Annotated in this window: 22 protein-coding genes; 16 read left to right on the top strand and 6 right to left on the bottom strand. The window is 68.5% G+C overall.

Features of this window, described 5'->3' with window-relative positions; all coding sequences use genetic code 11:
- Nucleotides 1-13: 13 nt before the first annotated feature.
- The 4 genes from AK36_RS14905 to AK36_RS14890 form a co-directional block, all read right to left on the bottom strand.
- Nucleotides 14-1,240: a patatin-like phospholipase family protein gene (locus AK36_RS14905; RefSeq protein WP_011886158.1), complete on the bottom strand. Its 1,227-nt coding sequence runs from the start codon at nucleotides 1,238-1,240 to the stop codon at nucleotides 14-16.
- A gap of 28 nt (nucleotides 1,241-1,268) precedes the next feature.
- Nucleotides 1,269-2,030, bottom strand: a complete 762-nt coding sequence (locus tag AK36_RS14900) for a PhaM family polyhydroxyalkanoate granule multifunctional regulatory protein (protein ID WP_011886159.1) — start codon at nucleotides 2,028-2,030, stop codon at nucleotides 1,269-1,271.
- A gap of 76 nt (nucleotides 2,031-2,106) precedes the next feature.
- On the bottom strand, nucleotides 2,107-2,934 hold the full coding sequence (locus AK36_RS14895; protein WP_045578741.1) for an enoyl-CoA hydratase/isomerase family protein: 828 nt from the start codon (nucleotides 2,932-2,934) through the stop codon (nucleotides 2,107-2,109).
- A gap of 137 nt (nucleotides 2,935-3,071) precedes the next feature.
- Nucleotides 3,072-4,064 carry a fumarylacetoacetate hydrolase family protein gene (locus tag AK36_RS14890; RefSeq protein WP_014723739.1) on the bottom strand — a complete coding sequence of 331 codons (993 nt, stop codon included), beginning with the start codon at nucleotides 4,062-4,064 and terminating at the stop codon, nucleotides 3,072-3,074.
- A 125-nt stretch (nucleotides 4,065-4,189) separates the two neighbouring features.
- On the opposite strand from AK36_RS14890, the gene AK36_RS14885 reads away from it, so the two are divergent.
- From AK36_RS14885 to metH, 5 genes are all read left to right on the top strand, one after another.
- A complete protein-coding gene (locus AK36_RS14885; protein WP_045578740.1) occupies nucleotides 4,190-5,065 on the top strand; it encodes an IclR family transcriptional regulator in 876 nt (291 codons plus the stop codon).
- A gap of 117 nt (nucleotides 5,066-5,182) precedes the next feature.
- Nucleotides 5,183-6,499, top strand: a complete 1,317-nt coding sequence (locus AK36_RS14880; RefSeq protein ID WP_045578739.1) for a DUF3108 domain-containing protein — start codon at nucleotides 5,183-5,185, stop codon at nucleotides 6,497-6,499.
- A 245-nt stretch (nucleotides 6,500-6,744) separates the two neighbouring features.
- A complete protein-coding gene (locus AK36_RS14875) occupies nucleotides 6,745-7,002 on the top strand; it encodes a BTH_I0359 family protein (RefSeq protein WP_006477667.1) in 258 nt (85 codons plus the stop codon).
- Between the two features lie 225 nt (nucleotides 7,003-7,227).
- On the top strand, nucleotides 7,228-8,295 hold the full coding sequence (locus AK36_RS14870; RefSeq protein WP_014723742.1) for a homocysteine S-methyltransferase family protein: 1,068 nt from the start codon (nucleotides 7,228-7,230) through the stop codon (nucleotides 8,293-8,295).
- 46 nt (nucleotides 8,296-8,341) lie between these two features.
- The gene (metH, locus tag AK36_RS14865) at nucleotides 8,342-11,059 is read left to right on the top strand and encodes a methionine synthase (protein WP_045578738.1); all 2,718 of its coding nucleotides are present in this window, start codon (nucleotides 8,342-8,344) and stop codon (nucleotides 11,057-11,059) included.
- Nucleotides 11,060-11,205: 146 nt separating this feature from the next.
- Here metH and AK36_RS14860 read toward each other — a convergent pair whose 3' ends face one another.
- Entirely contained in the window at nucleotides 11,206-11,529 is a 324-nt protein-coding gene (locus tag AK36_RS14860) for a DUF1840 domain-containing protein (RefSeq protein WP_011886166.1), read from the bottom strand.
- Between the two features lie 201 nt (nucleotides 11,530-11,730).
- On the opposite strand from AK36_RS14860, the gene argS reads away from it, so the two are divergent.
- From argS to AK36_RS30295, 6 genes are all read left to right on the top strand, one after another.
- Nucleotides 11,731-13,512 carry an arginine--tRNA ligase gene (gene argS / locus AK36_RS14855; RefSeq protein ID WP_011886167.1) on the top strand — a complete coding sequence of 594 codons (1,782 nt, stop codon included), beginning with the start codon at nucleotides 11,731-11,733 and terminating at the stop codon, nucleotides 13,510-13,512.
- A gap of 99 nt (nucleotides 13,513-13,611) precedes the next feature.
- A complete protein-coding gene (locus AK36_RS14850) occupies nucleotides 13,612-14,517 on the top strand; it encodes an SPOR domain-containing protein (RefSeq protein ID WP_045578737.1) in 906 nt (301 codons plus the stop codon).
- Between the two features lie 66 nt (nucleotides 14,518-14,583).
- Nucleotides 14,584-15,222, top strand: coding sequence for a thiol:disulfide interchange protein DsbA/DsbL (locus AK36_RS14845; protein ID WP_011886169.1), 639 nt, complete (start codon nucleotides 14,584-14,586; stop codon nucleotides 15,220-15,222).
- A gap of 19 nt (nucleotides 15,223-15,241) precedes the next feature.
- A complete protein-coding gene (locus AK36_RS14840; RefSeq protein ID WP_011886170.1) occupies nucleotides 15,242-16,015 on the top strand; it encodes an SDR family oxidoreductase in 774 nt (257 codons plus the stop codon).
- Between the two features lie 549 nt (nucleotides 16,016-16,564).
- Nucleotides 16,565-18,160 (top strand): ABC transporter substrate-binding protein, encoded by a 1,596-nt coding sequence (locus AK36_RS14835; protein WP_011886171.1) that lies wholly within the window; start codon nucleotides 16,565-16,567, stop codon nucleotides 18,158-18,160.
- Between the two features lie 122 nt (nucleotides 18,161-18,282).
- Nucleotides 18,283-18,468: a hypothetical protein gene (locus AK36_RS30295; protein WP_052691558.1), complete on the top strand. Its 186-nt coding sequence runs from the start codon at nucleotides 18,283-18,285 to the stop codon at nucleotides 18,466-18,468.
- Nucleotides 18,469-18,484: 16 nt separating this feature from the next.
- Here the strand turns inward: AK36_RS30295 and AK36_RS14825 are convergent, their stop codons facing one another.
- On the bottom strand, nucleotides 18,485-19,564 hold the full coding sequence (locus AK36_RS14825) for an MBL fold metallo-hydrolase (RefSeq protein ID WP_045578735.1): 1,080 nt from the start codon (nucleotides 19,562-19,564) through the stop codon (nucleotides 18,485-18,487).
- A 409-nt stretch (nucleotides 19,565-19,973) separates the two neighbouring features.
- Here AK36_RS14825 and aceK point away from each other — a divergent pair, with 409 nt between their 5' ends.
- The 5 genes from aceK to AK36_RS14800 all read left to right on the top strand — a co-directional run bounded on the left by aceK (nucleotide 19,974) and on the right by AK36_RS14800 (nucleotide 25,250).
- Nucleotides 19,974-21,794, top strand: coding sequence for a bifunctional isocitrate dehydrogenase kinase/phosphatase (aceK, locus tag AK36_RS14820; protein WP_045578734.1), 1,821 nt, complete (start codon nucleotides 19,974-19,976; stop codon nucleotides 21,792-21,794).
- A gap of 66 nt (nucleotides 21,795-21,860) precedes the next feature.
- Nucleotides 21,861-22,628: a carbonate dehydratase gene (can, locus tag AK36_RS14815; protein ID WP_011886175.1), complete on the top strand. Its 768-nt coding sequence runs from the start codon at nucleotides 21,861-21,863 to the stop codon at nucleotides 22,626-22,628.
- Between the two features lie 82 nt (nucleotides 22,629-22,710).
- Nucleotides 22,711-23,388 (top strand): SDR family oxidoreductase, encoded by a 678-nt coding sequence (locus tag AK36_RS14810; RefSeq protein WP_045578733.1) that lies wholly within the window; start codon nucleotides 22,711-22,713, stop codon nucleotides 23,386-23,388.
- A 39-nt stretch (nucleotides 23,389-23,427) separates the two neighbouring features.
- A complete protein-coding gene (locus AK36_RS14805; RefSeq protein WP_011886177.1) occupies nucleotides 23,428-23,865 on the top strand; it encodes a YchJ family protein in 438 nt (145 codons plus the stop codon).
- Nucleotides 23,866-23,972: 107 nt separating this feature from the next.
- On the top strand, nucleotides 23,973-25,250 hold the full coding sequence (locus tag AK36_RS14800; protein ID WP_014723749.1) for a dienelactone hydrolase family protein: 1,278 nt from the start codon (nucleotides 23,973-23,975) through the stop codon (nucleotides 25,248-25,250).
- Nucleotides 25,251-25,355: the final 105 nt, after the last annotated feature.

The following is a 25,355-nucleotide window of genomic DNA, read 5'->3' as shown; positions in this document are numbered from 1 at the left end:
GCGCGACATCGCATCAGACCCGCATTTCACCAGCCGGCCGACCGTCTTCGGACCGGGCGCCGGGCACCGCCGCGCTGCCGCCGTCGGCGCCCGCGATCCATGCGGCCAGCGTGTCGCGCTGCGCGCGGCCGTCGCGGTAGCCGAGTTCGATCAGTTCGCGCGTGAACGCCTCCTCGAACAGCAGATAGCTCGCGAACGACGCGCCGGCCGGCTGGCTGCCGCCGACCGCGCCGAGCAGCCCGCGCATCGTCACCGGCATCTGCTTCAGGTGCTTCGCGGCGATCAGCTCGATGCGCTCGGACGGCGCGATCGCGAGCACGTCGACGTGCCGCCAGCCGCTGTCCAGTTCGACCTGGTGCGGCAGGTGTTCGATCATCCGGTTGATGTGCTCGATGCGTTCGATGTCCGAGCCGATCGAGTCGAGAAACACGCTGGCGAGCACCTGCTGGCCGATCTGCGCGAGCGTCGGATAGCCGCGCACCAGCCCCGAGCCGTTCGGCGCCGGGATTTCCGGCCGCGGATCCGCCGCGCCGATCACGACGATCCGGTCCGCGCCGAAGTGGATCGCCGGCGACAGCGGCGCGACCTGCCGGATCGAACCGTCGCCGAAGTATTCGATCTGGCCGTCGAGCACGAGCGGCACCGCGGGGAACACGAACGGAATCGCCGACGACGCGAGCAGGTGCGACGCCGACAGATCGACGAGTCGCGCGGTGCGCTGCGCGCGCCGCCATGCCTGGATCGGCTCGGCGGCCTGGTAGAAGGTCAGATGGCGGCCGCTCGAGTAGCTCAGCGCGGTGATCGACAGCGCATGCAGCAGCCGGCTCTCGAGCATCTGCTCGATCCGGTGGAAGCTCAGCTCGCGCTGCAGCAGGTGCGCGAGCGGCGCGTTGTCGAGCAGCCCGCGCGGCGAGCGGCGCGCCGCCCAGCCGAACGTCATCGTCGCGAGCCAGCGCGCGCCCGCCGCCGCGATGCCGAGCCAGTCGGTGCGATACACGTAGTCGGCGCGCAGCGGCTCCCAGAACTCGAGCAGGCGCCGCACGCCGTGCGAGAAATCGTCGGCGTGGCTCGCGATCGACGTCGCATTGATCGCGCCGGCCGACGACCCGCAGACCACCGCGAACGGCGTCGTATGCCGGAGCGGATCGGCCTCGCGCGCGATCTCGGCCAGCGCCTTGAGCACGCCGACCTGATACGCGGCGCGTGCGCCGCCGCCCATCAGCACGAGCGCGAGTCGCATGGTCGGCCTGCAGGCTAGGTGCGAAGCGTCACGTCGAGCGCTTCGGCGGACGCGTTTCCGGCGACGACGCCGCGGCCGCGCGCGCGGCCGCCGAGCCGGCCGGCTTCGCCCGCTTCGCGGCCGGCTTGCGTGGCGCGGCTGCGCCCGCGCCCGCCGACCCAGCCGGTGCCGCAGCCGCCGCCGGTGCCGGCGCACCCGCGGCCGGCTCGGGCGCCGCGTCGGCCGGCGCCCCGGGCTGCGCGCCCGGCTGCGCCATCGCGAGACTCGCGAGCTGGTTGAACTGCGTCTGCAGCAGGTTCCACCAGCCGGCCGGATCGAACGGCTGCTGCGCGGCGTCGCCGGCCGCGGGCGCGTCGGCGTCCGGCGCCGGCTGGCTCGCCTCGGCGCGCGGCGCGGACGCGGCCTGCGCCGCCGCGACCGCGGCTTCCTCGGCGGCCGACATCGAGCTTTGCGCGAACGCGCCGAACGCGCGCAGCGTCGCGAGCGTCGCGCGTTGCACCTCGAGCGCCTGGATCGCCGATTGCAGCATGCCGAGATTGAGCTTGAGCCACTGCTCGACCGCGCGCAGATCGGTGATCCGCTTGTCGAGCTCCTCGACGCTCGTGAGCGGCGTCATCATGTCGGACATGCTCGACAGCGACGGCGGCAGCCCCGACGCGGCGCCGGGAAACGACGCCATCCCGCCGAACGGCGACATCCGCATCATGTCCCACATCCGGTCGAGCATGTCGGCGGGCTTGAAGCCGGCGAAGCCGGCGAAAGGATTGGAGCCGGGGGCATCGGTCGTCATACGGGCATCCTGGTTGACTGGGTGAGCGAAGCGGCCGGCACGGGCCGCGCCGCGTGTGATTCGATCATAGCGCGCGTCAGAACGGCGCGTCCGGGGAGAAATCGGGTGCGCGCCGCTCGCGCAGCGAACGGATGCCTTCCTGCACGTCCGGCCCGGAAAAACCCATGAATTCGAGCGCGAGCGACGAATCGAAGGTCGGCCCGGCGCTGCGCAGCCAGTTGTTCAGCGCGTACTTGGTCCAGCGGATCGCCGACTGCGAGCCGTGCGCGAGCCGCTCGGCCACTTCGTACGCCTTCGGCAGCAACTCGTCCGGCTCGACCGCGAGCGACACGAGGCCGATGCGCTCGGCCTCGGCGCCGCTCACCGGCTCGCACAGCAGCAGGTAGTACTTCGCCTTCGCCATCCCGCACAGCAGCGGCCAGACGATCGCCGCATGATCGCCGGCCGCGACGCCGAGCCGCGTATGGCCGTCGATGATGCGCGCGTCGTTCGCGGCGATCGAGATGTCGGCGAGCAGGCCCGCGACGAGCCCCGCGCCCACCGCCGGCCCATGCATCGCCGACACGATCGGCTTGCTGCAGTTGATCACGTTGTAGACGAGGTCGCGCGCCTCGCGCCACACGCGCGCACGCACGTCGAAGTCGTCGGCCATCGCCTCGACGAGCGCGAGATCGCCGCCCGCCGAAAAGCCCTTGCCCTCGCCGCGGATCACCGCGACCCGCGTGTCGGGATCGCGGTCGACGTCGCGCCAGATGTCGGCCAGCTCGCGATGCATCCGCGCGTTCGCGGTGGCGAGGCCGCTGCGGTTCGCGCCCTCGCCGCTCATCACGATGTCGAGCACGCCATGCGCGCGACGCGTCACCTTCAATGCTTCGTAACCGCCATAGGCGGCAAGATCGGCCATGCCCAGCTCCCGGGTTCGTGGGTCGGTTGAAACGCCTGAATCGAGTGTAGCCAAGCCCGCGCGGGCAAACATCGGGCGAAACCCGGCGCGCGGGCCGGCCGCGGCGCGCGCGTCAGACCGCGCGTCAGCGCCGTACGTCAGGCCGCGCCGTCGGGCGGCGCGACGGCCTGCTCGATCGCGCCGAAAATCGACTTGCCGGCCGCATCGAACATCTCGATGCGCACGGTGTCGCCGTAGCGCATGAAGTCGGTCTGCGGCGCGCCGTGCTCGATCGTCTCGAGGCAGCGCTTCTCGGCGATGCAGCAGTAGCCGCGCTTCGCGTCCTTGTTCGACACGGTGCCCGAGCCGACGATCGAGCCGGCGCGCAGGTTGCGCGTCTTCGCCGCGTGCGCGATCAGTTGGCCGAAATGGAACACCATGTCGGCGCCCGCGTCCGGCTGGCCGACCTTGCGGTTGTTCCAGTGGACGATCATCGGCCGGTGCACGCGGCCGTCGCGCCATTCGTCGCCGAGCTCGTCGAGCGTCACCGCGACCGGCGCGAACGCGGTGGCCGGCTTGCTCTGGAAGAAGCCGAAGCCCTTCGCGAGCTCGGCCGGAATCAGGTTGCGCAGCGACACGTCGTTCACCAGCGTAACGAGCCGCACGCCCTTCAGCGCGTCGTCCGGCGATACGCCCATCGGCACGTCGCCGGTGATCACCGCGACCTCGGCCTCGAAGTCGATGCCCCATTCCTCGGACGCGCACACGATGTCGTCGCGCGCGCCGAGGAAGTCGTCGCTGCCGCCCTGGTACATCAGCGGATCGGTCCAGAACTCCGGCGGCATCTCGGCGCCGCGCGCGCGCCGCACGAGCTCGACGTGGTTCACGTAGGCGGAGCCGTCGGCCCACTGGAAGGCGCGCGGCAGCGGCGCCATGCAGTTCGCCGCGTCGAACGCGAACGTGTGACGCGCGCGGCCGTGGTTCAGCGCGTCGTACAGCTCGCGCAGTTGCGGCGCGTAGAACGCCCAGTCGTCGAGGACGCGCTGCAGCGTCGGGGCGATCGCGTCGGCGATCGCCGCGGTGTGCAGGTCGCGCGACACGACGATCAGCTGGCCATCGCGCGTGCCGTCCTTCAGCGATGCAAGTTTCATGGGGGTCTGCCGTTGTAGTGACGATGGAGGGAATCTATTTTACGATGGTGAATCCGTGCGGCGCGCACGCTCGCATGCGCGCCGTTTTCGCTCCATCCTTGCCGCCTTGCCGCGCGCCGTTGCCCATGCCCGCCAGCCCGCTTCCCGACGACGATCTCGCCGATTCCGACACCGACGACGCCGGCTCCGGCGAGCACGGCGAAGGCGGCGAGAAGCTGCGCTCCGGCATCCAGTCGATCGAGGTCGGCTTCCGCCTGCTCGACGTGCTGACGCGCGAGCCGCGCGCGATGATGCTGCGCGACCTCGCGCAGCGCGCGGGCATGAGCCCCGCGAAGGCGCACCGCTATCTGGTCAGCTTCTCGCGGCTCGGCGTCGTGTCGCAGGATCCGGTGTCGGGCCGCTACGAACTCGGCGGCTTCGCGCTGCAGATGGGGCTCGCGCGGCTCGCGCGTGTCGACGGCGTGAAGCTCGCGCGCATCGCGCTCACCGAGCTGCGCGACCGCGTCGACCAGACGGTCGGCATCGCAGTATGGGGCAACCAGGGCCCGACGATCGTGCACTGGATGGAATCGAGCCATCCGGCGAAGGCGTCGCTGAAGCTCGGCGACGTGATGCCGCTGCTCGGTTCCGCGACGGGCCTGCTGTTCGCCGCGTACCTCCCGCGCAGCAAGACGGCCGCGATGATCGAACGCGAGCTCGCCGATACGCGGCGCTCGCCGCATCACGGCGGCCCGCGCACGCTCGCCGAAGTCGACGCCGTGCTCGCCGACGTGCGCGCGCATCGGGCCGCGCGCGTCGAAGGGATGCTGCTGCCGACGATCCACGCGTTCTGCATGCCGGTGTTCGATGCGGTCGGCGAACTCGCGCTCGCGGTCGTCGCGCTCGGCCAGGAAGGCAGCTTCGACATCGCGTGGGGCGGCGAGATCGACACCGCGCTGCGCGCTTGCGCGCAAAAACTGTCGTACGAACTCGGCTATAGTCCGGACGCGCGCGACGCCTGACGGGCGGCGCGCGCCCCTGCCCGCGATGCACGCGAACGCGCGGCGCGCGCGGCGGTCCGAGCTGTGACGCGCGGCACGTCCGCTGCGCCATGGCCTTCCTTCCGCTCCATTTCGTCGATGCCGCCTGCCGCCCCCCGTCCTCGTCACGTCCTGCCCCGCCGCTGGCTGCGCGTGGGCGTCGCGCTCGTGGTCGTGCTGGTGCTGCATGCGCTCGCCGCGTGGTGGCTCGCGCGCAATCGCGACGCGTTCACGCCGCCCGCGCCCGCCGAGATTCCGGTGCAGATCGAGCTGTTGAAGCCGCAACCGATCGAGCGCCGGCCCGCGTCGAAACCGGTCGACGCGCCGGCCGCGGCCGCCGCCGCGCCCGCGAAGCCGGCCCGCGCGGCGCGCAAGCCGGCGCCGGCGCAGCCGCGCGTGCTGACGTCGACGCAGACCGCCGAGCACGGCGAGCCGTCGCCTGCTGCGGCATCGGGAGCATCGGCCGCGTCGGCAGCGAGCGGCACGGCTGGCGCGTCCGGCGCGCAAGCAGCATCGGCCGCGAGCGCCGCGACGCCAGGCCCCGCGACGAGCGGCGTGAAATTCGACGCGCCGCCGTCCGGCGACCTGCAATACGACACGTTCTACAACGGAATGCAGAACATGATCGGCACGATCCACTGGCGCAACGACGGACGCACGTACGATCTGTCGGTGTCGATGCCGGTGCCGTTCATCGGCCCGTTCACGTACCGCAGCGAAGGCCGCATCGACGCCTTCGGCGTCGCGCCCGACCGATATGTGGAACAGCGCGGCAAGCGCCCCGAGGACATTGCGATCTTCAACCGCGAGATTCACCAGGTCGTGTTCACGCGCACGCCGAACAACGCGCCGCTGCCCGACGGCGTGCAGGATCGCTTCAGCATGCTGATGCAACTGTCGGGCCTCGTGCGCGGCAATCCGTCGGCGTACCGGCCGGGCGTCACGCAGCAGTTCTTCGTGATCGACAACAACAACGGCGAGACCTGGCCGATCATGGTGATCGGCGACGAGGACGTGCACACGCAGGCCGGCATCGTGCGCGCCCGCCACTTCATGCGGCTGCCGCGCCGCGCGGGCGACACGCGCCGCATCGACATGTGGCTCGCGCCGTCGCTCGGCTGGCTGCCCGCGCGGCTGATGCAGACCGAACCGAACGGCGCGCAGATCGAGCTCGTGTGGCACGGCCCGCTCGCGCCGCCGGCTGCACCGGCTGCATCGACCGCGCCCGCTCCCGCTGCCCCGGCTGACGGCACGGCGCCGGACGCAACGAACGCGCCTGCCCCGGCATCGGCATCTGCCGCGCCGGCAATCGAGCCGGCTGGCTCTACGCAACGGCCATCCGAGCAGCCGTCGGCCCAACCGCCTATGCCCGCGCCGGCGGACGCGACGCCCGCCTCCGCGCCGCCTGCACAATGAAGCCGCACCGATCGGCAATTTCGACCGATTAAAGGTATTAAAAAAATGGCCGATGACACTCTTTAACAACTATTTCAGTGCACCGGATCACAATAGGAAACGTTTTAGAGACATCGGCTTCTAACCCGATACACCCCACGCGAACGGGAGAACGGGGTGTGCAGCGCAAGCCCCTTGAAACCGGCAAAGGCTACCCCACCTACGGGACAACAAGGCCAGATGCCACTGCGAAGAGGAGTGCCGCCATGCAAATGATCTACAACAGCCCCAATTACTGCGTCGTCGAATTTGCGCCGCAGGCCGGCCACCATCTGATGAATGCCGGCGGATACGAAATCGTCGACAAGAACGCGCAGCGCGAGATCTTCATCGACGGCGAACTCGCGGAGCGATTCCGCGCCCACGTGAAGCAGTTGATCGAGGATGAGCCGTCGCTCGACGAAGTGGACGAATTCCTCGGCCAGTTCGACAGCCTGATGATGATGCCCGTCGTCCTGCATTGACGACGCGCGGCCCGGCGCCACGCCGGGCCGTTTGCCGCGCTTGCGCGGCCCCGCGAGCACTCCGATCCAAGCCCCCGTCCGGTTCGCCGGGCGGGGGTTTTCGTTTGAGGCGGCCGCCGGCCCGCTCGGTGGCGCGCATCACGGCCGCCGCCCAGCGCGAGCGCGGGCGACGCGCCGGCGCAGCGGCTACAATGGCGGTTTTCCCGTCTTCGCCGCTCTGCCGCCATGTCTGCGTCCCCTCTCGCCGCTTCCGCCCCGCCCGACGCGCGCTACACGCGCGGCGCCGAACTGCCCGCGCTGCTGAAATCGCGCATCCTGATCCTCGACGGCGCGATGGGCACGATGATCCAGCGCTACAAGCTCGACGAGGCCGCGTATCGCGGCGAGCGCTTCAAGGATTTCCCGCGCGACGTGAAGGGCAACAACGAGCTGCTGTCGCTCACGCAGCCGCAGATCATCAGCGAGATCCACGACCAGTACTTCGCGGCCGGCGCCGACATCGTCGAGACCAACACGTTCGGCGCGACGACCGTCGCGCAGGCCGACTACGGGATGGAAGACCTCGTCGTCGAGATGAACGTCGAATCGGCGCGCCTCGCGCGCGAATCGGCCGCCCGCCATGCGACGCCCGGCAAGCCGCGCTTCGTCGCGGGCGCGATCGGGCCGACGCCGAAGACGGCCAGCATCTCGCCCGACGTCAACGATCCGGGCGCGCGCAACATCACGTTCGACGAGCTGCACGCCGCGTACTACCAGCAGGCGAAGGCGCTGCTCGACGGCGGCGTCGACCTGTTCCTCGTCGAGACGATCTTCGACACGCTGAACGCGAAGGCCGCGCTGTTCGCGCTCGACGAACTGTTCGAGGACACCGGCGAGCGCCTGCCGATCATGGTCTCGGGCACCGTCACCGACGCGTCGGGCCGCATCCTGTCGGGCCAGACGGTCGAGGCGTTCTGGAATTCGCTGCGCCACGCGAAGCCGCTCACGTTCGGCCTGAACTGCGCGCTGGGCGCGGCGCTGATGCGCCCGTACATCGCCGAGCTCGCGAAGCTGTGCGACACCTACGTGTCCTGCTACCCGAACGCGGGCCTGCCGAACCCGATGAGCGACACCGGCTTCGACGAGACGCCGGACGTCACGTCGGGCCTGCTGAAGGAGTTCGCGCAGGCCGGGCTCGTGAACCTCGCGGGCGGCTGCTGCGGCACCACGCCCGAGCACATCGCCGAGATCGCCAAGGCGCTCGCCGACGTGAAGCCGCGCCGCTGGCCGAGCCAGTACAGCGAAGCCGCCTGACCACCCGCATCAACGCCCGCCCTACCTCACCAGAATTCGCACCGCCATGACCGATCACATGATGCGCCTTGCCGGCCTCGAGCCGTTCAACGTCACGTCCGGGACGCTCTTCATCAACGTCGGCGAACGCACCAACGTCACCGGCTCGAAGGCGTTCGCGCGGATGATCCTCAACGGCCAGTTCGACGAGGCGCTCGCGGTCGCGCGCCAGCAGGTCGAGAACGGCGCGCAGGTGATCGACGTCAACATGGACGAGGCGATGCTCGATTCGAAGGCGGCGATGGTGCGCTTCCTGAACCTGATCGCGTCCGAGCCGGACATCGCGCGCGTGCCGATCATGATCGACTCGTCGAAGTGGGACGTGATCGAGGCCGGCCTCAAATGCGTGCAGGGCAAGGCGATCGTGAACTCGATCTCGCTGAAGGAAGGCGAGGACGCGTTCCGCCACCACGCGAAGCTGATCCGCCGCTACGGCGCGGCCGCGGTCGTGATGGCGTTCGACGAAACCGGCCAGGCCGACACCTACCAGCGCAAGACCGAGATCTGCAAGCGCTCGTACGACTTCCTCGTGAACGAAGTCGGCTTCCCGCCGGAAGACATCATCTTCGACCCGAACATCTTCGCGGTCGCGACCGGCATCGAGGAGCACAGCAACTACGCGGTCGACTTCATCGAAGCGACGCGCTGGATCAAGCAGAACCTGCCGTATGCGAAGGTGAGCGGCGGCGTGTCGAACGTGTCGTTCTCGTTCCGGGGCAACGACCCGGTGCGCGAGGCGATCCACACCGTGTTCCTGTACCACGCGATCCAGGCCGGAATGGACATGGGCATCGTGAACGCCGGCCAGCTCGGCGTGTACGCCGACCTCGATCCGGAGCTGCGCGAGCGCGTGGAGGACGTGATCCTGAACCGCCGCGCCGATTCCACCGACCGGCTGCTCGAGATCGCCGACAAGTTCAAGACCGGCGCGGCGAAGAAGGAAGAGAACCTCGAGTGGCGCAACCAGCCGGTCGAGAAGCGTCTCGCGCATGCGCTCGTGCACGGCATCACGAACTTCATCGTCGAAGACACCGAGGAAGCGCGCGCGGCGATCGCCGCGGCGGGCGGGCGCCCGATCAACGTGATCGAAGGCCCGCTGATGGACGGCATGAACATCGTCGGCGACCTGTTCGGCCAGGGCAAGATGTTCCTGCCGCAGGTCGTGAAGTCGGCGCGCGTGATGAAGCAGGCCGTCGCGCACCTGATCCCGTTCATCGAGGAAGAGAAGCGCCTGCTCGCGGAAGCGGGCGGCGACGTGCGCGCGAAGGGCAAGATCGTCATCGCGACCGTGAAGGGCGACGTGCACGACATCGGCAAGAACATCGTGTCGGTCGTGCTCCAGTGCAACAACTTCGAAGTGGTCAACATGGGCGTGATGGTCCCGTGCAACGAGATCCTCGCGAAGGCGAAGGTCGAGGGCGCGGACATCATCGGGCTGTCGGGGCTCATCACGCCGAGCCTCGAGGAAATGGCCTACGTCGCGTCGGAAATGCAGCGCGACGACTACTTCCGCGTGAAGAAGATCCCGCTGCTGATCGGCGGCGCGACGACGTCGCGCGTGCACACCGCCGTGAAGATCGCGCCGCATTACGAAGGGCCGGTGGTCTACGTGCCGGACGCGTCGCGCTCGGTGTCGGTCGCGTCGAACCTGCTGTCCGACGAAGGCGCGGCCAAGTACCTCGACGACCTGAAGGCCGACTACGAGCGCATCCGCGATCAGCACGCGAACCGCAAGGCGCAGCCGATGGTCACGCTCGCCGAAGCGCGCGCGAACAAGACCAGGATCGACTGGTCGAGCTACCGCCCGGTGAAGCCGAAGTTCATCGGCCGGCGCGTGTTCAAGAACTACGACCTGAACGAGCTCGCGAACTACATCGACTGGGGCCCGTTCTTCCAGACCTGGGACCTCGCGGGCCCGTACCCGGCGATCCTGAACGACGAGATCGTCGGCGAATCCGCGCGCCGCGTGTTCTCCGACGCGAAGTCGATGCTCGCGCGCCTGATCCAGGGCCGCTGGCTGACCGCGAACGGCGTGATCTCGCTGCTGCCGGCCAACACGGTGAACGACGACGACATCGAAATCTACACCGACGACACGCGCTCGGAAGTGCTGCTCACGTGGCGCAACCTGCGCCAGCAGAGCGTGCGGCCGGTGGTCGACGGCGTGATGCGCCCGAACCGCTCGCTCGCCGACTTCATCGCGCCGAAGGACTCGGGCGTCGCCGACTACATCGGAATGTTCGCGGTGACGGCCGGCCTCGGCGTCGACGTGAAGGAAAAGCAGTTCGAAGCCGACCACGACGACTACAGCGCGATCATGCTGAAGGCGCTCGCCGACCGCTTCGCGGAAGCGTTCGCCGAAGCGATGCACGCGCGCGTGCGCCGCGAGCTGTGGGGCTATGCGAGCGACGAGACGCTCGACAACGACGCGCTGATCGCCGAAAAGTACGCGGGCATCCGTCCGGCGCCCGGCTATCCGGCCTGCCCCGACCACCTCGTGAAGCGCGACATGTTCGCGGCGCTGCACGCGGACGAGATCGGGATGAGCGTCACCGATTCGCTCGCGATGCTCCCGGCGGCGAGCGTGTCGGGCTTCTACCTCGCGCATCCGGACAGCCGGTATTTCTCGGTGGGCAAAATCGGGCAGGATCAGCTCGACGATTATGCGCGGCGCATGTCGCTGTCGCTCGACGACGCGCGCCGCGCGCTCGCGCCGCAGCTGTGATCCGGGCGCGGCGCGCGCATCGGCGCGCCGCTTTGGTCATACGAAATGAAAAAAGCCCGCGCGATGCGGGCTTTTTCATGGCATTTTGGCCTGCCGGGCTGCGTCGGCCGGCCGGCGCGTGGCGCGTGGCGACCGGCGACGGGCGTTCAGAAGCCCCAGTGCACGTCGGCCTGCGCGGCCTTCGCTTCACGCAGCATCGCGAGGAACGGTGCGACGCGCTGCGCGAGGCTCGCCGGCACTTCGTGGTGCGCGTGATCGTCGTCGTCCTCGTGGAAATGGCCGGCGTGCTCGGCGCGTTCCTGCTTCGCCTGCGCGACCGCGCCTTCCAGCTTCGCGATCGCGTGGTCCAATTCGTCGTGCGTAATGACGCCGCGTTCGCCCAGTTGCTTGCCGACGAGGCCCAGCACGTATACAGCGAAATCCTTCAGCACGTCTAGATCCTGTGCCGCCTTGCTCTTGAACGTAATCATGACAATTCCCTTTTCATCTTGTTGTGCCCGCGCGGCGCGGTGGGGAGGACGCCGGCAGGGCGGCGTCCGGCCTCGCGGACGCGGGGCGCCTGAGCGGCATATTAGCACCTGTTAAAATTCTGCGATCCCTGAAACGCGCGCTTAAAAAGCGCGCCGGCGGGCCGGCGCTTCCGGCCGCCACCAACGAAGCCTTCTACCAGCATGCTGCCAGCACACAAACAGACCCTCGAAGCCCTGCTCGCGGATAGCGTCGCGCAGGTCGCACACGCGCTCAAGGGCGCCGACGCCGAATTCGTCATCCCGGCCATCACGCTGGAGCGCCCGAAGGTCGCCGCCCACGGCGACGTCGCGTGCAACGTCGCGATGCAGCTCGCCAAGCCGCTCGGCACGAACCCGCGCCAGCTCGCCGAGCGGATCGTCGCGGCGCTGGTCGCGCAGCCGGCCGCGCAAGGGCTCGTCGACGCGGCGGAAATCGCCGGCCCGGGCTTCATCAACCTGCGCGTGAGCGCCGCCGCGAAGCAGGCCGTGATCGCCGCCGTGTTCGAGCAGGGCCGCGCGTTCGGCACGTCGCAGCGCGAAAAAGGCAAGCGGGTGCTGGTCGAATTCGTCTCGGCCAACCCGACCGGCCCGCTGCACGTCGGCCACGGCCGCCAGGCGGCGCTCGGCGACGTGCTCGCGAACGTGATCGCGAGCCAGGGCTACGCGGTGCACCGCGAGTTCTACTACAACGACGCGGGCGTGCAGATCGCCAACCTCGCGATCTCGACGCAGGCGCGCGCGCGCGGCCTGAAGCCGGGCGACGCCGGCTGGCCCGAAGCCGCGTACAACGGCGAATACATCGCCGACATCGCGCGCGACTACCTGAACGGCGCGACGGTCGCGGCGAAGGACGGCGAGCCGGTCACCGGCGCGCGCGACATCGAGAATCTCGACGCGATCCGCAAGTTCGCGGTCGCCTACCTGCGCCACGAACAGGACATGGACCTGCAGGCGTTCGGCGTGAAATTCGACCAGTACTACCTCGAGTCGTCGCTGTACAGCGAAGGCCGCGTCGAGAAGACGGTCGACGCGCTGGTCAAGGCCGGCATGACCTACGAGCAGGACGGCGCGCTGTGGCTGCGCACGACCGACGAAGGCGACGACAAGGACCGCGTGATGCGCAAGTCGGACGGCACGTACACGTACTTCGTGCCGGACGTCGCGTACCACGTGACGAAATGGGAGCGCGGCTTCACGAAGGTGATCAACATCCAGGGCTCCGATCACCACGGCACGATCGCGCGCGTGCGCGCCGGGCTCCAGGGGCTGCACATCGGCATCCCGAAGGGCTATCCCGACTACGTGCTGCACAAGATGGTCACCGTGATGCGCGACGGCCAGGAAGTAAAGCTGTCGAAGCGCGCGGGCAGCTACGTGACGGTGCGCGACCTGATCGAATGGTCGGGCGGCGCGGCGCCGGGCCAGGAGGCCGCGCCCGACATGATCGACGAAGCGACCATCACGCGCGGCCGCGACGCGGTCCGCTTCTTCCTGATCTCGCGCAAGGCCGACACCGAGTTCGTGTTCGACATCGACCTCGCGCTGAAACAGAACGACGAGAACCCCGTCTACTACGTCCAGTACGCGCACGCGCGGATCTGCTCGGTGCTCAACGAACTGAAGGCGCGCTACAACGTCGACGTCGCACAACTGCCGGGCGCCGACCTGTCGCAGCTCACGAGCCCGCAGGCCGTGTCGCTGATGCAGAAGCTCGCCGAGTATCCGGACCTGCTCACGCACGCCGCGAACGAGCTGGCGCCGCACGCGGTCGCGTTCTATCTGCGCGATCTCGCTGGTGAATTCCACTCGTTCTACAATGCGGAGCGCGTGCTGGTCGACGACGAAGCGCCGCGCAACGCACGCGCCGCGCTGCTCGCCGCGACCCGGCAGGTGCTGGAGAACGGCCTGGCGATGCTCGGGGTATCCGCGCCCGCCAAGATGTAAGCGGCCCGAACTGGGCAGCGAATGGCCGCGGCGGCGCCCGCCCGCAGGATCCCGCCTGCCGCAGCCTTTTCACGATTCTTTTTGCAGGTGACTCAAGCAATGGCACAACCACGCCGAACTTCGAAGCAATCGAAACAAGCCGGAGGAACATTTCTTGGAATCGTGCTGGGCCTGATCGTCGGCCTCGCGATTGCGGTGGTGGTGGCGCTCTACATCACGCGTTCGCCGTCGCCGTTCGTGTCGAAGGTGGCGCCGCCGGTCGACAACGGCGCGAGCCAGCCGCAGCAGTTCGATCCGAACCGCGCGCTGCAGGGCAAGACGCCCGGCCAGCCGGTGCCGCAGGCCGCGCAGTCCGCGCCGCCCAATACCGCGCCCGGCCAGGCCGCGAACCAGACCCAGGGCGGCCTGCTGCCCGAACCGCAGATCGTCGAGGTGCCGCCGTCGGGCAACGCGAACGGTTCGAACGGCTCCGGCAGCGCGAACAACGGCACCGCGTCGAACAACGGATCGAACAACGCAGCGTCGGGCAACGGCGTCGCCGTCGCGCCGAAGCCGGCCGACAACCCGCCGCCGAAGAAGACGCAACAGGCGCAACAACCGCAGCAGTCCGGCGAGGACGACCTCGCGCGTTTCGCCGCGCAGAAGCAGGCGCAGCAGGCTGCCGCTCAAAAGCAGCAGCAACAGCAAGCCGCCGCGAACGCCGCGAAGCCGGCGCCGTCCGCGACGTCGTCCGCAGCGGCCAAAGCGCCGAGCGCCAGCGACGCGAACACCGGCTACTTCCTGCAGGTCGGCGCGTACAAGACGGAAAGCGACGCCGAGCAGCAGCGCGCACGGCTCGGCTTCCAGGGCTTCGAGTCGAAGGTATCGAAGCGCGACGTCAGCGGCGTGACCTACTTCCGCGTGCGGGTCGGCCCGTTCTCGAAGTTCGAGGATATGAACTCGGCCCGTCAGCGCCTGTCCGATGCAGGTGTCGACACGGCGGTGATCCGCTTCACGAAGCAGTGAGCGCCGGCCGCGCCCACGCAGATTCCGTTACGTTCCGTAACCCGAGCAACTGACGACGTTCCCAACATGAAAAAACTGCTTAGCACGCTTCTCCTCTCCGTGGGCCTGGTCGCCGGCTTCGCGCACGCAACGCCCGCCGCACCGGTGTCGGGCAAGGACTTCGAAGTGATGAAGTCGCCGCAGCCGGTGTCGGCGCCGGCCGGCAAGGTCGAGGTCATCGAATTCTTCTGGTACGGCTGCCCGCACTGCTACGAATTCGAGCCGACGCTCGAGGCGTGGGTGAAGAAGCAAGGCGCCAACATCGACTTCAAGCGCGTGCCGGTCGCGTTCCGCGACGACTTCGTCCCGCATTCGAAGCTGTACTACGCGGTGTCCGCGCTGGGCATCTCGGAGAAGGTCACGCCGGCGATCTTCAACGCGATCCACAAGCAGAAGAATTACCTGCTGACGCCGCAGGCGCAGGCCGACTTCCTGGCGACGCAAGGCGTCGACAAGAAGCAGTTCATGGACGCGTACAACTCGTTCAGCGTGCAAGGCCAGGTCAAGCAGTCGGCCGAGCTGATGAAGAACTACGCGATCGACGGCGTGCCGACCGTCGTCGTTCAGGGCAAGTACAAGACGGGCCCGGCTTACACGAACAGCATTCCGGGTACCGCGCAGGTGCTCGACTACCTCGTGAAGCAGGTGCAGGACAAGAAGCTCTGATCCGCGAGCGCGCGCCGGCATGACTACTCCGCTGAAGGTTTTCATCACCGGCGCGTCGAGCGGCCTCGGCCTCGCGTTGGCCGACGAATATGCACGCCAGGGCGCGACGCTCGCGCTCGTCGCGCGCCGCACCGAAGCGCTCGACGCATTCGCGCGGCGCTTTCCGAAGCTGTCGGTGTCCGTGTATCGCGCCGACGTACGCGACGCCGACGCGCTGGCCACGGCCGCCGCATCGTTCATCGCCGCGCACGGCTGCCCGGACGTCGTGATCGCGAACGCCGGCATCAGCCAGGGCGCCGTCACGGGCCAGGGCGATCTCGCCGCGTTCCGCGACGTGATGGACATCAACTATTACGGGATGGTCGCGACCTTCGAGCCGTTCGTCGGCCCGATGACGGCCGCGCGCCACGGCACGCTGGTCGGCGTTGCGAGCGTCGCCGGCGTGCGCGGGCTGCCGGGTTCGGGCGCCTACAGCGCGTCGAAGTCGGCGGCGATCAAGTACCTCGAGGCGCTGCGCGTCGAACTGCGGCCGGCCGGCGTCGGCGTCGTGACGATCGCGCCCGGCTATATCCGCACGCCGATGACGGCGCACAACCCGTACCGGATGCCGTTCCTGATGGACGCCGACCGCTTCGCGGCCCGCGCGGCCCGCGCGATCGCGCGGCAACACGCGTTCCGCGTGATCCCGTGGCAGATGGGCGTCGTCGCGAAGGTGCTGCACGTGCTGCCGCGCTGGCTCTACGACCGTCTGTTCGAAAAGGCGCCGCGCAAGCCGAAGGCCGGCGCGCACTGACGCGGCGCTCGCGGGGCGGGTGCCGCGGGACGGTTCTGCGTCGGCGCGGCGAGCGTGCCGTTGGTTCGGGCCGGATACCTCCGGCGCCGCGCATCGCGCATCGCGCATCGCGCATCTCGCATCTCGCATCTCGCATCTCGCATCTCGCATCTCGCTCTACGCTCTACCTTCGCACTGCGCACTGCGCACTGCGCTGCACTCCACGCTCCACGCTCCACGCTCCACGCTTCACGCATCGCGCACCCCGCGCCGCGCCGTGCGCCAAACACACGCACGAAGCATCGCTGCCGCCAGCCAGCCGCGCCGGGCTTCTCGTTGCTTCCGCCACTTCCCTCCCCGCGCCACCGCACACCCCACCGCGCCGCCGCCCCAGCACGCATTCCGTCGCGAACGCACCCGTTTGTCGCGCAATTCGCCGCGTTCCGGCGCCTTTACCCACGCCGCGCGCGCTTTGACGGTATCCTATTCGCCAGCCGCGCCGGCCCGGCCTCGCCGGGCCGCGCCGCATTCCGACACCGCGCAAAAATCACAAGTCACGTGGGAGAACCTATGCACGTCAAGCTGTTCGCCGCGGCGGCACTGGCCGCCGCCGTCGCCGCTCCGGGCGTCGCCGCCGCCAAGCCGCTCACCGTTTGCACCGAGTCGAGCCCCGACGGCTTCGACGTCGTGCAGTACAACTCGCTCGTCACCACCAACGCGTCGGCCGACGTGATCTTCAATACGCTCGTGTCGTACGACGAAGCGACCAAAAAGGTCGTCCCCGCGCTCGCCGACAAATGGGAAGCGAGCGCCGACGGCCTCACCTACACGTTCCATCTGCGCCCGAACGTCGCGTTCCAGACCACGGACTACTTCAAGCCTGGCCGCCCGCTGAACGCCGACGACGTCGTCTTCACGTTCGCGCGGATGCTCGACGATTCGAACCCGTGGCACAAGGTGGCCGGCGCGAGCGGCTTCCCGCACGCGCAGTCGATGGGCCTCGCGAAGCTCGTGAAGTCGGTCTCGAAAGTCGACGACAGCACCGTGAAGTTCGTGCTGAACGAGCCGAACGCGACGTTCGTGCCGATCCTGACGATGGGCTTCGCGTCGATCTACTCGGCCGAATACGCGGACCAGCTGCTGAAGGCCGGCAAGCAGGCCGACCTGAACGCGAAGCCGATCGGCACCGGCCCGTTCGTGCTGAAGAGCTATACGAAGGACGCGCTGATCCGCTACGACGTGAACCCGAGCTACTGGGGCGCGAAGCCGAAGGTCGACCGGCTGATCTACGCGATCACGCCCGACGCATCGGTGCGCATGCAGAAGGTGAAGGCCGGCGAATGCCAGATCGCGCTGTCGCCGAAGCCGCAGGACGTGCTCGCCGCGAAGGGCGAAAGCGCGCTGAAGGTCGTGCAGACGCCCGCGTTCATGACCGCGTTCGTCGCGCTGAACACGCAGAAAAGGCCGCTCGACAACGACAAGGTGCGCGAGGCGCTGAACCTCGCCTTCGATCGCGCGACCTATCTGAAGGTCGTGTTCGACAACACGGCGACGGCCGCGAACAACCCGTATCCGCCGAACACGTGGAGCTACGCGAAGGACCTCGCGCCGTATCCGTACGATCCGGCGAAGGCGAAGCAACTGCTCGCGCAGGCCGGCTTCCCGAACGGCTTCACGACGACGATCTGGACGCGCCCGACCGGCAGCGTGCTGAACCCGAACCCGAAGGCCGGCGCCGAGCTGCTGCAGGCCGACCTCGCGAAGATCGGCGTGAAGGCCGACGTGAAGGTGATCGAATGGGGCGAGCTGATCAAGCAGGCGAAGCTCGGCCAGCACGACATGCTGTTCATGGGCTGGGCCGGCGACAACGGCGATCCGGACAATTACCTGACGCCGCTGTTCAGCTGCAACGCGGTGAAGTCGGGCATCAACTTCGCGCGTTTCTGCGACGCGCAGCTCGACAAGCTGATCGCCGACGGCAAGGCGACCGCCGATCAGGCCAAGCGCGCGAAGCTGTACGAAGCGGCGCAGAAGATCATCCACGACCAGGCGCTGTGGATTCCGCTCGGCTACCCGACTGCGGCCGCGCTCACGCGCGCGAACGTGAGCGGCTATCGCGTGAGCCCGTTCGGCCGTCAGAACTTCACGACGGTGTCCGTGCAGTAGGCGTGTGCGGCGCACGTGCATGCCTCGCATGCACGGCGCGTCTCATCTCACCGCCAGCGGCACCCGCCGCTGGCCGCCAAGAGTCGGATGCGCGTTGCGGCACCGCACGCACGCGCAGTTAGTTGCTGCTGCTCGACAAGCTGACCACACGCCTCGATCTCGAATCGGCGCGCGCGATCGAAGCCGCGCTGGCCGGCATTCCCGACCCAATCGAGGCCGCGACGCACGACGCGTGCGTTCGCCGTCTCGCCCGCCCCAACCACACCACGCAACGACAGCGCGCCGGCCTGCGCCGCGCCGCCGCGTAACGACGCCACCACGCCCTCAGCGCACGCCGCGGAACCGCAGCATGCCGTCGTCGCCCTGCTCGCGCACGAGCTCGCCGGCAAGCCACAGCAGGTTCAGGTGCGCGAGCGCCTCGCCGAGCGCGAACGTCATCTGATGGATGTCGAGCTCGCGGCGGCGGAACATGATCGGCACGATGTCGGCCGCGCTCGCCGGGCGTTCGGCACACTCGGCACGCACTTCGTCGAGACGCGCGTCGTGGTGCGCGCGCAGTTGCGCGATGCGCGTGCGCACGCCGCGGAACGGCTTGCCGTGCGACGGCAGCACGAGCGTGTCGGGCGCCATCGTCTCGTAGCGGCCGAGCGATTCCAGATACAGCGCAAGCGGGTTCGCTTCCGGCTCGAGATCGAACACCGACACGTTGGTCGAGATGCGCGGCAGCACCATGTCGCCGGAAATCAGCACGCCGTCCGCTTCGCTGTGGAGCGCGCAATGTTCAGGCGAATGCCCGTAGCCGATGACGACGCGCCAGGTGCGCGCGCCGATCGTCACCGCGTCGCCGTCGCGCAGGCGCCGGTAGCGCGGCGGCACGGCCGGCACGAGGTCCGAGTAGTAGCTGCGGCGGCTGCGCAGCTTGTCGAGCGCGACCGGATCGGTGAGGCCATGACGCGCGAAATGCTCGGCCGCCGCCGCGCCGCCCGCGTTCGAGCCGTTGCCGGCCGCCATCAGGCAGCCGAACATGTATTCGCCGAGCGTCATCCACAGCCGCACGTTCCAGCGGCCGCGCTCGCCGCCTTCGCAGAGCCAGTTGGCGAGACCGAAGTGATCGGGGTGGCAATGCGTGACCAGCACGCGCAGCACCGGCAGCCCGTCGAGCTGCGTGTCGAAGATGTGTTCCCAGTGCGTGCGGATCGCGTCCGACGCGATCCCGCAGTCGACGATCGTCCAGCCGGCCTGCCCGTCGATCTCGTCGCGCAGCAGCCACAGGTTGATGTGGTCGAGCGAAAACGGCAGCGGCATGCGCAGCCAGCGCACGCCCGGCGCGACCTCGAACGTGTCGCCCGCGGCGGGCAGCGTGTCGGCGAACGGATAGTCGAGTTGGTGTTCCAGTGCGTTCATCGGTGGGGTGTCTCGTCGTTATCGGTACACACGCGGCGCACCTGCGGTGCGAAAGGCGTGTAATGGTGGGCAATGGCGTGCCAATGCGCGGCGATCCGGGCGCGGGCGGCCCGAGCCCGCACCCTGCGGACGGCGCGCGCGCCGCTGCGCGTATCGCGTCGATTCTAGCGCCGCCGCACGATGCGGGCCGTGCGGCGTGCGTTCGCCGCGCGAAAAAAGTTCGTGCCAGAATCGGTTCCGTACCCGCATCTTTGCGCGAAGATGCACCGAACCGCCGGCAACGGCGCACAACGCGCGTTGTGACGGCCGTCGGCGCGGCGTCGCGGAAATCATTGAAACGCCGACTTGGGCGCTAGAATGGCGAGTGCTTACGGTCCCTCTACGGTCCCTCTCGAACGAGCCTGCACGCATGAATCACTTCCCCAAACTGCTGTCGTCGCAGATCGGTTTCGACATCGCGCAGACGATGCTCGAATACTTCGACCGCCACTACCGGATCTTTCGGGAAGCCGCCGTCGAAGCGAAGACGCTGTACGAGCGCGGCGACTGGCACGGGCTGCAGCGCCTCGCGCGCGAGCGGATCACGTCGTACGACGAGCGCGTGAAGGAATGCGTCGAGCTGCTCGAGGACGAATACGACGCCGAGAACATCGACGACGAAGTGTGGCAGCAGATCAAGCTGCACTACATCGGGCTGCTCACGTCGCATCGCCAGCCCGAGTGCGCCGAAACCTTCTTCAATTCGGTCTGCTGCAAGATCCTGCACCGTTCGTATTTCAACAACGACTTCATCTTCGTGCGGCCGGCGATCTCGACCGAATACCTGGAGAACGACGAGCCGGCCGCGAAGCCGACCTATCGCGCGTACTATCCGGGCACCGACGGGCTCGCGGCCACGCTCGAGCGCATCGTCACGAACTTCCAGCTCGAGCCGCCGTTCGAGGACCTCACGCGCGACATCGGCTGCGTGATGCAGGCGATCGACGACGAGTTCGGCCAGTTCGATGCGGCGCCCAATTTCCAGATTCACGTGCTGTCGTCGCTGTTCTTCCGCAACAAGAGCGCGTACATCATCGGCCGCATCATCAACGCCGATCGCGTGCTGCCGTTCGCGATGCCGATCCGCCACGTGCGCGCCGGCGTGCTCGCGGTCGATACGGTGCTGCTGCGCCGCGAGCTGCTGCAGGTGATCTTCAGCTTCTCGCACTCGTACTTCCTGGTCGACATGGGCGTGCCGTCCGCGTACGTGGACTTCCTCTGCACCATCATGCCCGGCAAGCCGAAGGCCGAGATCTACACGTCGGTGGGCCTGCAGAAGCAGGGCAAGAACCTGTTCTACCGCGATCTGCTGCACCATCTGTCGCATTCGAGCGACCGCTTCATCATCGCGCCCGGCATCAAGGGCCTCGTGATGCTGGTGTTCACGCTGCCGTCGTTCCCGTACGTGTTCAAGATCATCAAGGATCACTTCCCGCCGCCGAAGGAAACCACGCGCGCGCAGATCATGGAGAAGTACCAGCTCGTGAAGCGCCACGACCGGCTCGGCCGGATGGCCGACACGCTCGAATATTCGAGCGTCGCGCTGCCGCTGTCGCGGCTCGACCATGCGCTCGTGCGCGAGCTCGAGAAGGAAGTGCCGTCGCTGCTCGAATACGAGGACGACAACCTCGTGATCGAGCATCTGTACATCGAGCGGCGGATGACGCCGCTGAACCTGTACCTGCAGAACGGCAGCGACGCGGACATCGAGCACGGCGTGAAGGAGTACGGCAACGCGGTGAAGGAGCTGATGAAGGCCAACATCTTCCCCGGCGACATGCTGTACAAGAACTTCGGCGTCACGCGCCACGGCCGCGTGGTGTTCTACGACTACGACGAGATCGAATACCTGACCGACTGCAACGTGCGGCGCGTGCCGGCGCCGCGCAACGAGGAAGACGAACTGTCGGGCGAACCGTGGTATACCGTCGGCCCGCACGACATCTTTCCGGAAACCTACGGTCCGTTCCTGCTCGGCGACCCGCGCGTGCGCACGGTGTTCATGAAGCACCACGCGGACTTTTTCGACCCGGCGCTGTGGCAAGCGAGCAAGGACAAGCTGTTGCAGGGCGAATTGCCCGATTTTTACCCGTACGACACGTCGCTGCGCTTTTGCGTGCGCTATGCCGCCCGCTTCGACGCGACGCCGGACCACGACGACGGCGCCGGCGCCGCGCAGCGCGCCGCCTGACGCACGGGCGACGCAGCTCGCCCGCGCGCGCCGTCGCCCCGACTTCCGCCAACGGAATCCACATCGATGAACACCCAGGACAATCCGCTTTCGCATCTCTTCGCCAACAACGACGCGTGGGTCAAGCGCCAGCTCGCCGAGGATCCCGAATTCTTCACGCGGCTGGCCGACCAGCAGGCGCCCGAATATCTGTGGATCGGCTGCTCCGATTCGCGCGTGCCGGCCAACCAGATCATCGGCCTGCCGCCCGGCGAAGTGTTCGTGCATCGGAACATCGCGAACGTCGTCGTACACAGCGACCTGAACTGCCTGTCGGTGATCCAGTTCGCGGTCGACATCCTGCGCGTGAAGCACATCATGGTGGTCGGCCATTACGGCTGCTCCGGCGTGAACGCCGCGCTGCACAACCGCCGCGTCGGCCTCGCCGACAACTGGCTGCATCACGTGCAGGACGTGCGCGAGCGCCACGCGGCGCTGCTCGACGAATGGCCGGTGGGCGAAGCGCGCTATCGCCGGCTGATCGAGCTGAACGCGATCGAGCAGGTCGTCAACGTGTGCCGCGCGACGATCGTCAACGACGCGTGGGCGCGCGGCCAGTCGCTCACCGTGCACGCGCTCGTGTACGGCGTGCACGACGGCCGGATGCGCAACCTCGGGATGTCCGTATCGCGGTTCGACGCGCTCGAGGCGACCTACCGGCGCTGCGTCGCGGCGCTCACCGCCCGCGGCCAGCATGCGCCGGACAACGACATGGTCGCCGCGGACGCCGCGCATCTCGAACACGTCGCGCAGGCGGTCGCCGACACGCTCAAGCCGTGCGACGACGCGCAGTAATCGTAACGGGCGCGACGCGCACCGCATCGACCCGACACACGGCGCTGCCGCGACGGCGGCGCAAACCAAAGGAGCGGCGAACATGAAAACCGTACTGATCGTCGGCGCATCGCGCGGCCTCGGGCGCGAATTCGTCCGGCAATACCGGCGCGACGGCTGGAACGTGATCGCGACCGCGCGCGACGACGCGTCGCTCGTGGCGCTGCGGGCCTCAGGCGCCCAGGCGCATGCGCTCGACATCGCGCAGCCCGAGCAGATCGCGGCGCTCGGCTGGAAGCTCGACGGCGAGCGGCTCGACGCGGCCGTTCTGGTGTCGGGCGTCTACGGGCCGCGCACCGAAGGCGTCGAGACGATCGGCAACGAGGACTTCGACGCGGTGATGCACACCAACGTGCGCGGGCCGATGCAGCTGCTGCCGATCGTGCTGCCGCTCGTCGAGGACGCGCGCGGCGTGCTGGCCGTGGTGTCGAGCCGGATGGGGAGCATCGCCGAGGCGACCGGCACGACCGGCTGGCTGTACCGCGCGAGCAAGGCGGCGCTGAACGACGTGCTGCGCATCACGTCGCTGCAGACGCGCCACGCTGCGTGTATCTCGCTGCATCCCGGCTGGGTGCGCACCGACATGGGCGGCGCAGAAGCCGCGATCGATCCGGAAACGAGCGTGACCGGCATGCGCCGCGTGATCGCCGAGGCCGGCGCGGACGTATCGCGCGCCAACGGCCGTTTCCTCCAGTACGACGGCGTCGAGCTCAGCTGGTAAGCCGAGGTCGCAACCCGACGTCGTCAATTCACGATTCTCATGATTTCGAACCGACCCGATGCGTGCCCGTGCGGCGGCGCATCGCCGGCCCCGGCCGGCAAAACCGCGGCGCCGCGCTATGCGGCATGCTGCGGCCGCTTCATCGACGGCGGCGAAGCCGCGCCGAGCGCGCTGGAGTTGATGCGCTCGCGCTATAGCGCCTATGTGCTCGGCGCGACCGACTACCTGCGCGCGACCTGGGACGCGCGCACCTGCCCGGCCGATCTCGACGCCGATCCGGCCGCGCCCGACGCGCCGCGCTGGCTCGGCCTTGCGATCAAGCGCCACACGCCCGTCGACGCGAGCCACGCGCAGGTCGAGTTCGTCGCGCGCTACAAGGTCGGCGGCCGTGCGTACCGGCTGCACGAAACCAGCCGGTTCGAGCGCGACGAGCGCGGTTTCTGGCGCTATGTCGACGGCGAAGTAAGCGAACGCTGACAAATAGTTGCTGTGTCAGACGCCGGGTAATTCCCGCATTGCACAACCCGAATTTGTCGGGCTAGGATGGCTGTCAGATCGGTCATGTTGCATGGCAGGGCTTACGAATGGCGTTCAGCAAAGCATTGGTGGGATGGATGGCGGCCAGCGTGCTGTCGGCCGCTCAGGCCGGTACGCTGTCGACCGTCAACGTCGGTACGAACGCCGGTGCGACCGGCGGCTCGCTCGCACGCGCCGAGCGCTTCGATTACGGCACGTCGGGTCTCCCGCAGGTCGCCGCCAACCTCAACGAACAGATCATCAGCATTCCGGCCGATGCGTCGGGCTCGGTGATGCTCGAAGCCACGCTGTTCAAGCCGAACGGCCCCGGCCCGTTCCCGCTCGTCGTCTTCAATCACGGCAAGAACACCGGCGATCTGCATCAGCAGCCGCGCAGCCGGCCGCTCGCGTTCGCCCGTGAATTCGTGCGCCGCGGCTATGCGGTGATCGCACCGAACCGCCAGGGCTTCGCCGGCTCGGGCGGCACCTACCGGCAGGAAGGCTGCAACGTCGGCAAGAACGGCCTCGCGCAAGCGGCCGACGTCGACGCCACCGTGCGCTACATGTCGCATCAGCCGTACGTCGATGCGTCGCGCATCGTCGTCGCGGGCACGTCGCACGGCGGGCTCGTGTCGGTCGCGTACGGCACCGAAGCGGCGCCGGGCGTGCGCGGCATCATCAATTTCTCCGGCGGGCTGCGCCAGGATCTCTGCGACGGCTGGCAGCGCAACCTCGTCGACGCGTTCGGCCAGTACGGCGCGCATACGACCGTGCGCTCGCTGTGGCTGTACGGCGATAACGATTCGGTGTGGACGCCCGGGCTCGTCGCGCAGATGCACGACGCGTACGTGTCGCACGGCACGCAGGCGCAATTCGTCGATTACGGTCGCTACAAGGACGATGCCCACCGGCTGATCGTCGATCGCGACGGCGTGCCCGTGTGGTGGCCGGCCGTGCATGCGTTCCTCGCGGAGCTGAACCTGCCGACCTCGGTGCGCTACGCGGTCGCGAACCCGCACGAGCCGAAGGCGACCGGCTACGCGTCGATCGATTCGGTCGATGCGGTGCCGTTCCTCGACGAAGCGGGCCGCGAAGGCTATCGGCACTTCCTGAACCAGCATCCGAGCCGCGCGTTCGCGGTGTCGTCGGAAGGCGCGTGGTCGTGGGCCGAAGGCGGCGACGATCCGATGGCGCTCGCGCTCGACAACTGCTCGAAGCAAAGCGCCGGCGCATGCCGGCTGTACGCGGTGAACGATCGCGTCGTGTGGAACGGCAACACGACGCAAACCGCCGATAGCGGCGACGCTGAAACCACCACCGACACGCGCGCACTGGCTTCGCGCTGACGCTCCCGGGCGCGACGCCGCGGCGCGCGCCCGTCCCGCATCCTTTCCCGCCTCGCTTCGCCGCCTGGCTTTCCTGCCCCGCTTCCCCGCCCGCTCTGTCGAGCA

Origin of the sequence: Burkholderia vietnamiensis LMG 10929 (assembly GCF_000959445.1) — a bacterium.
GTDB classification, from domain to species: domain Bacteria; phylum Pseudomonadota; class Gammaproteobacteria; order Burkholderiales; family Burkholderiaceae; genus Burkholderia; species Burkholderia vietnamiensis.
Note: the sequence above shows the minus strand (reverse complement) of the source record. Positions and strands in the feature narration are given on the sequence as shown.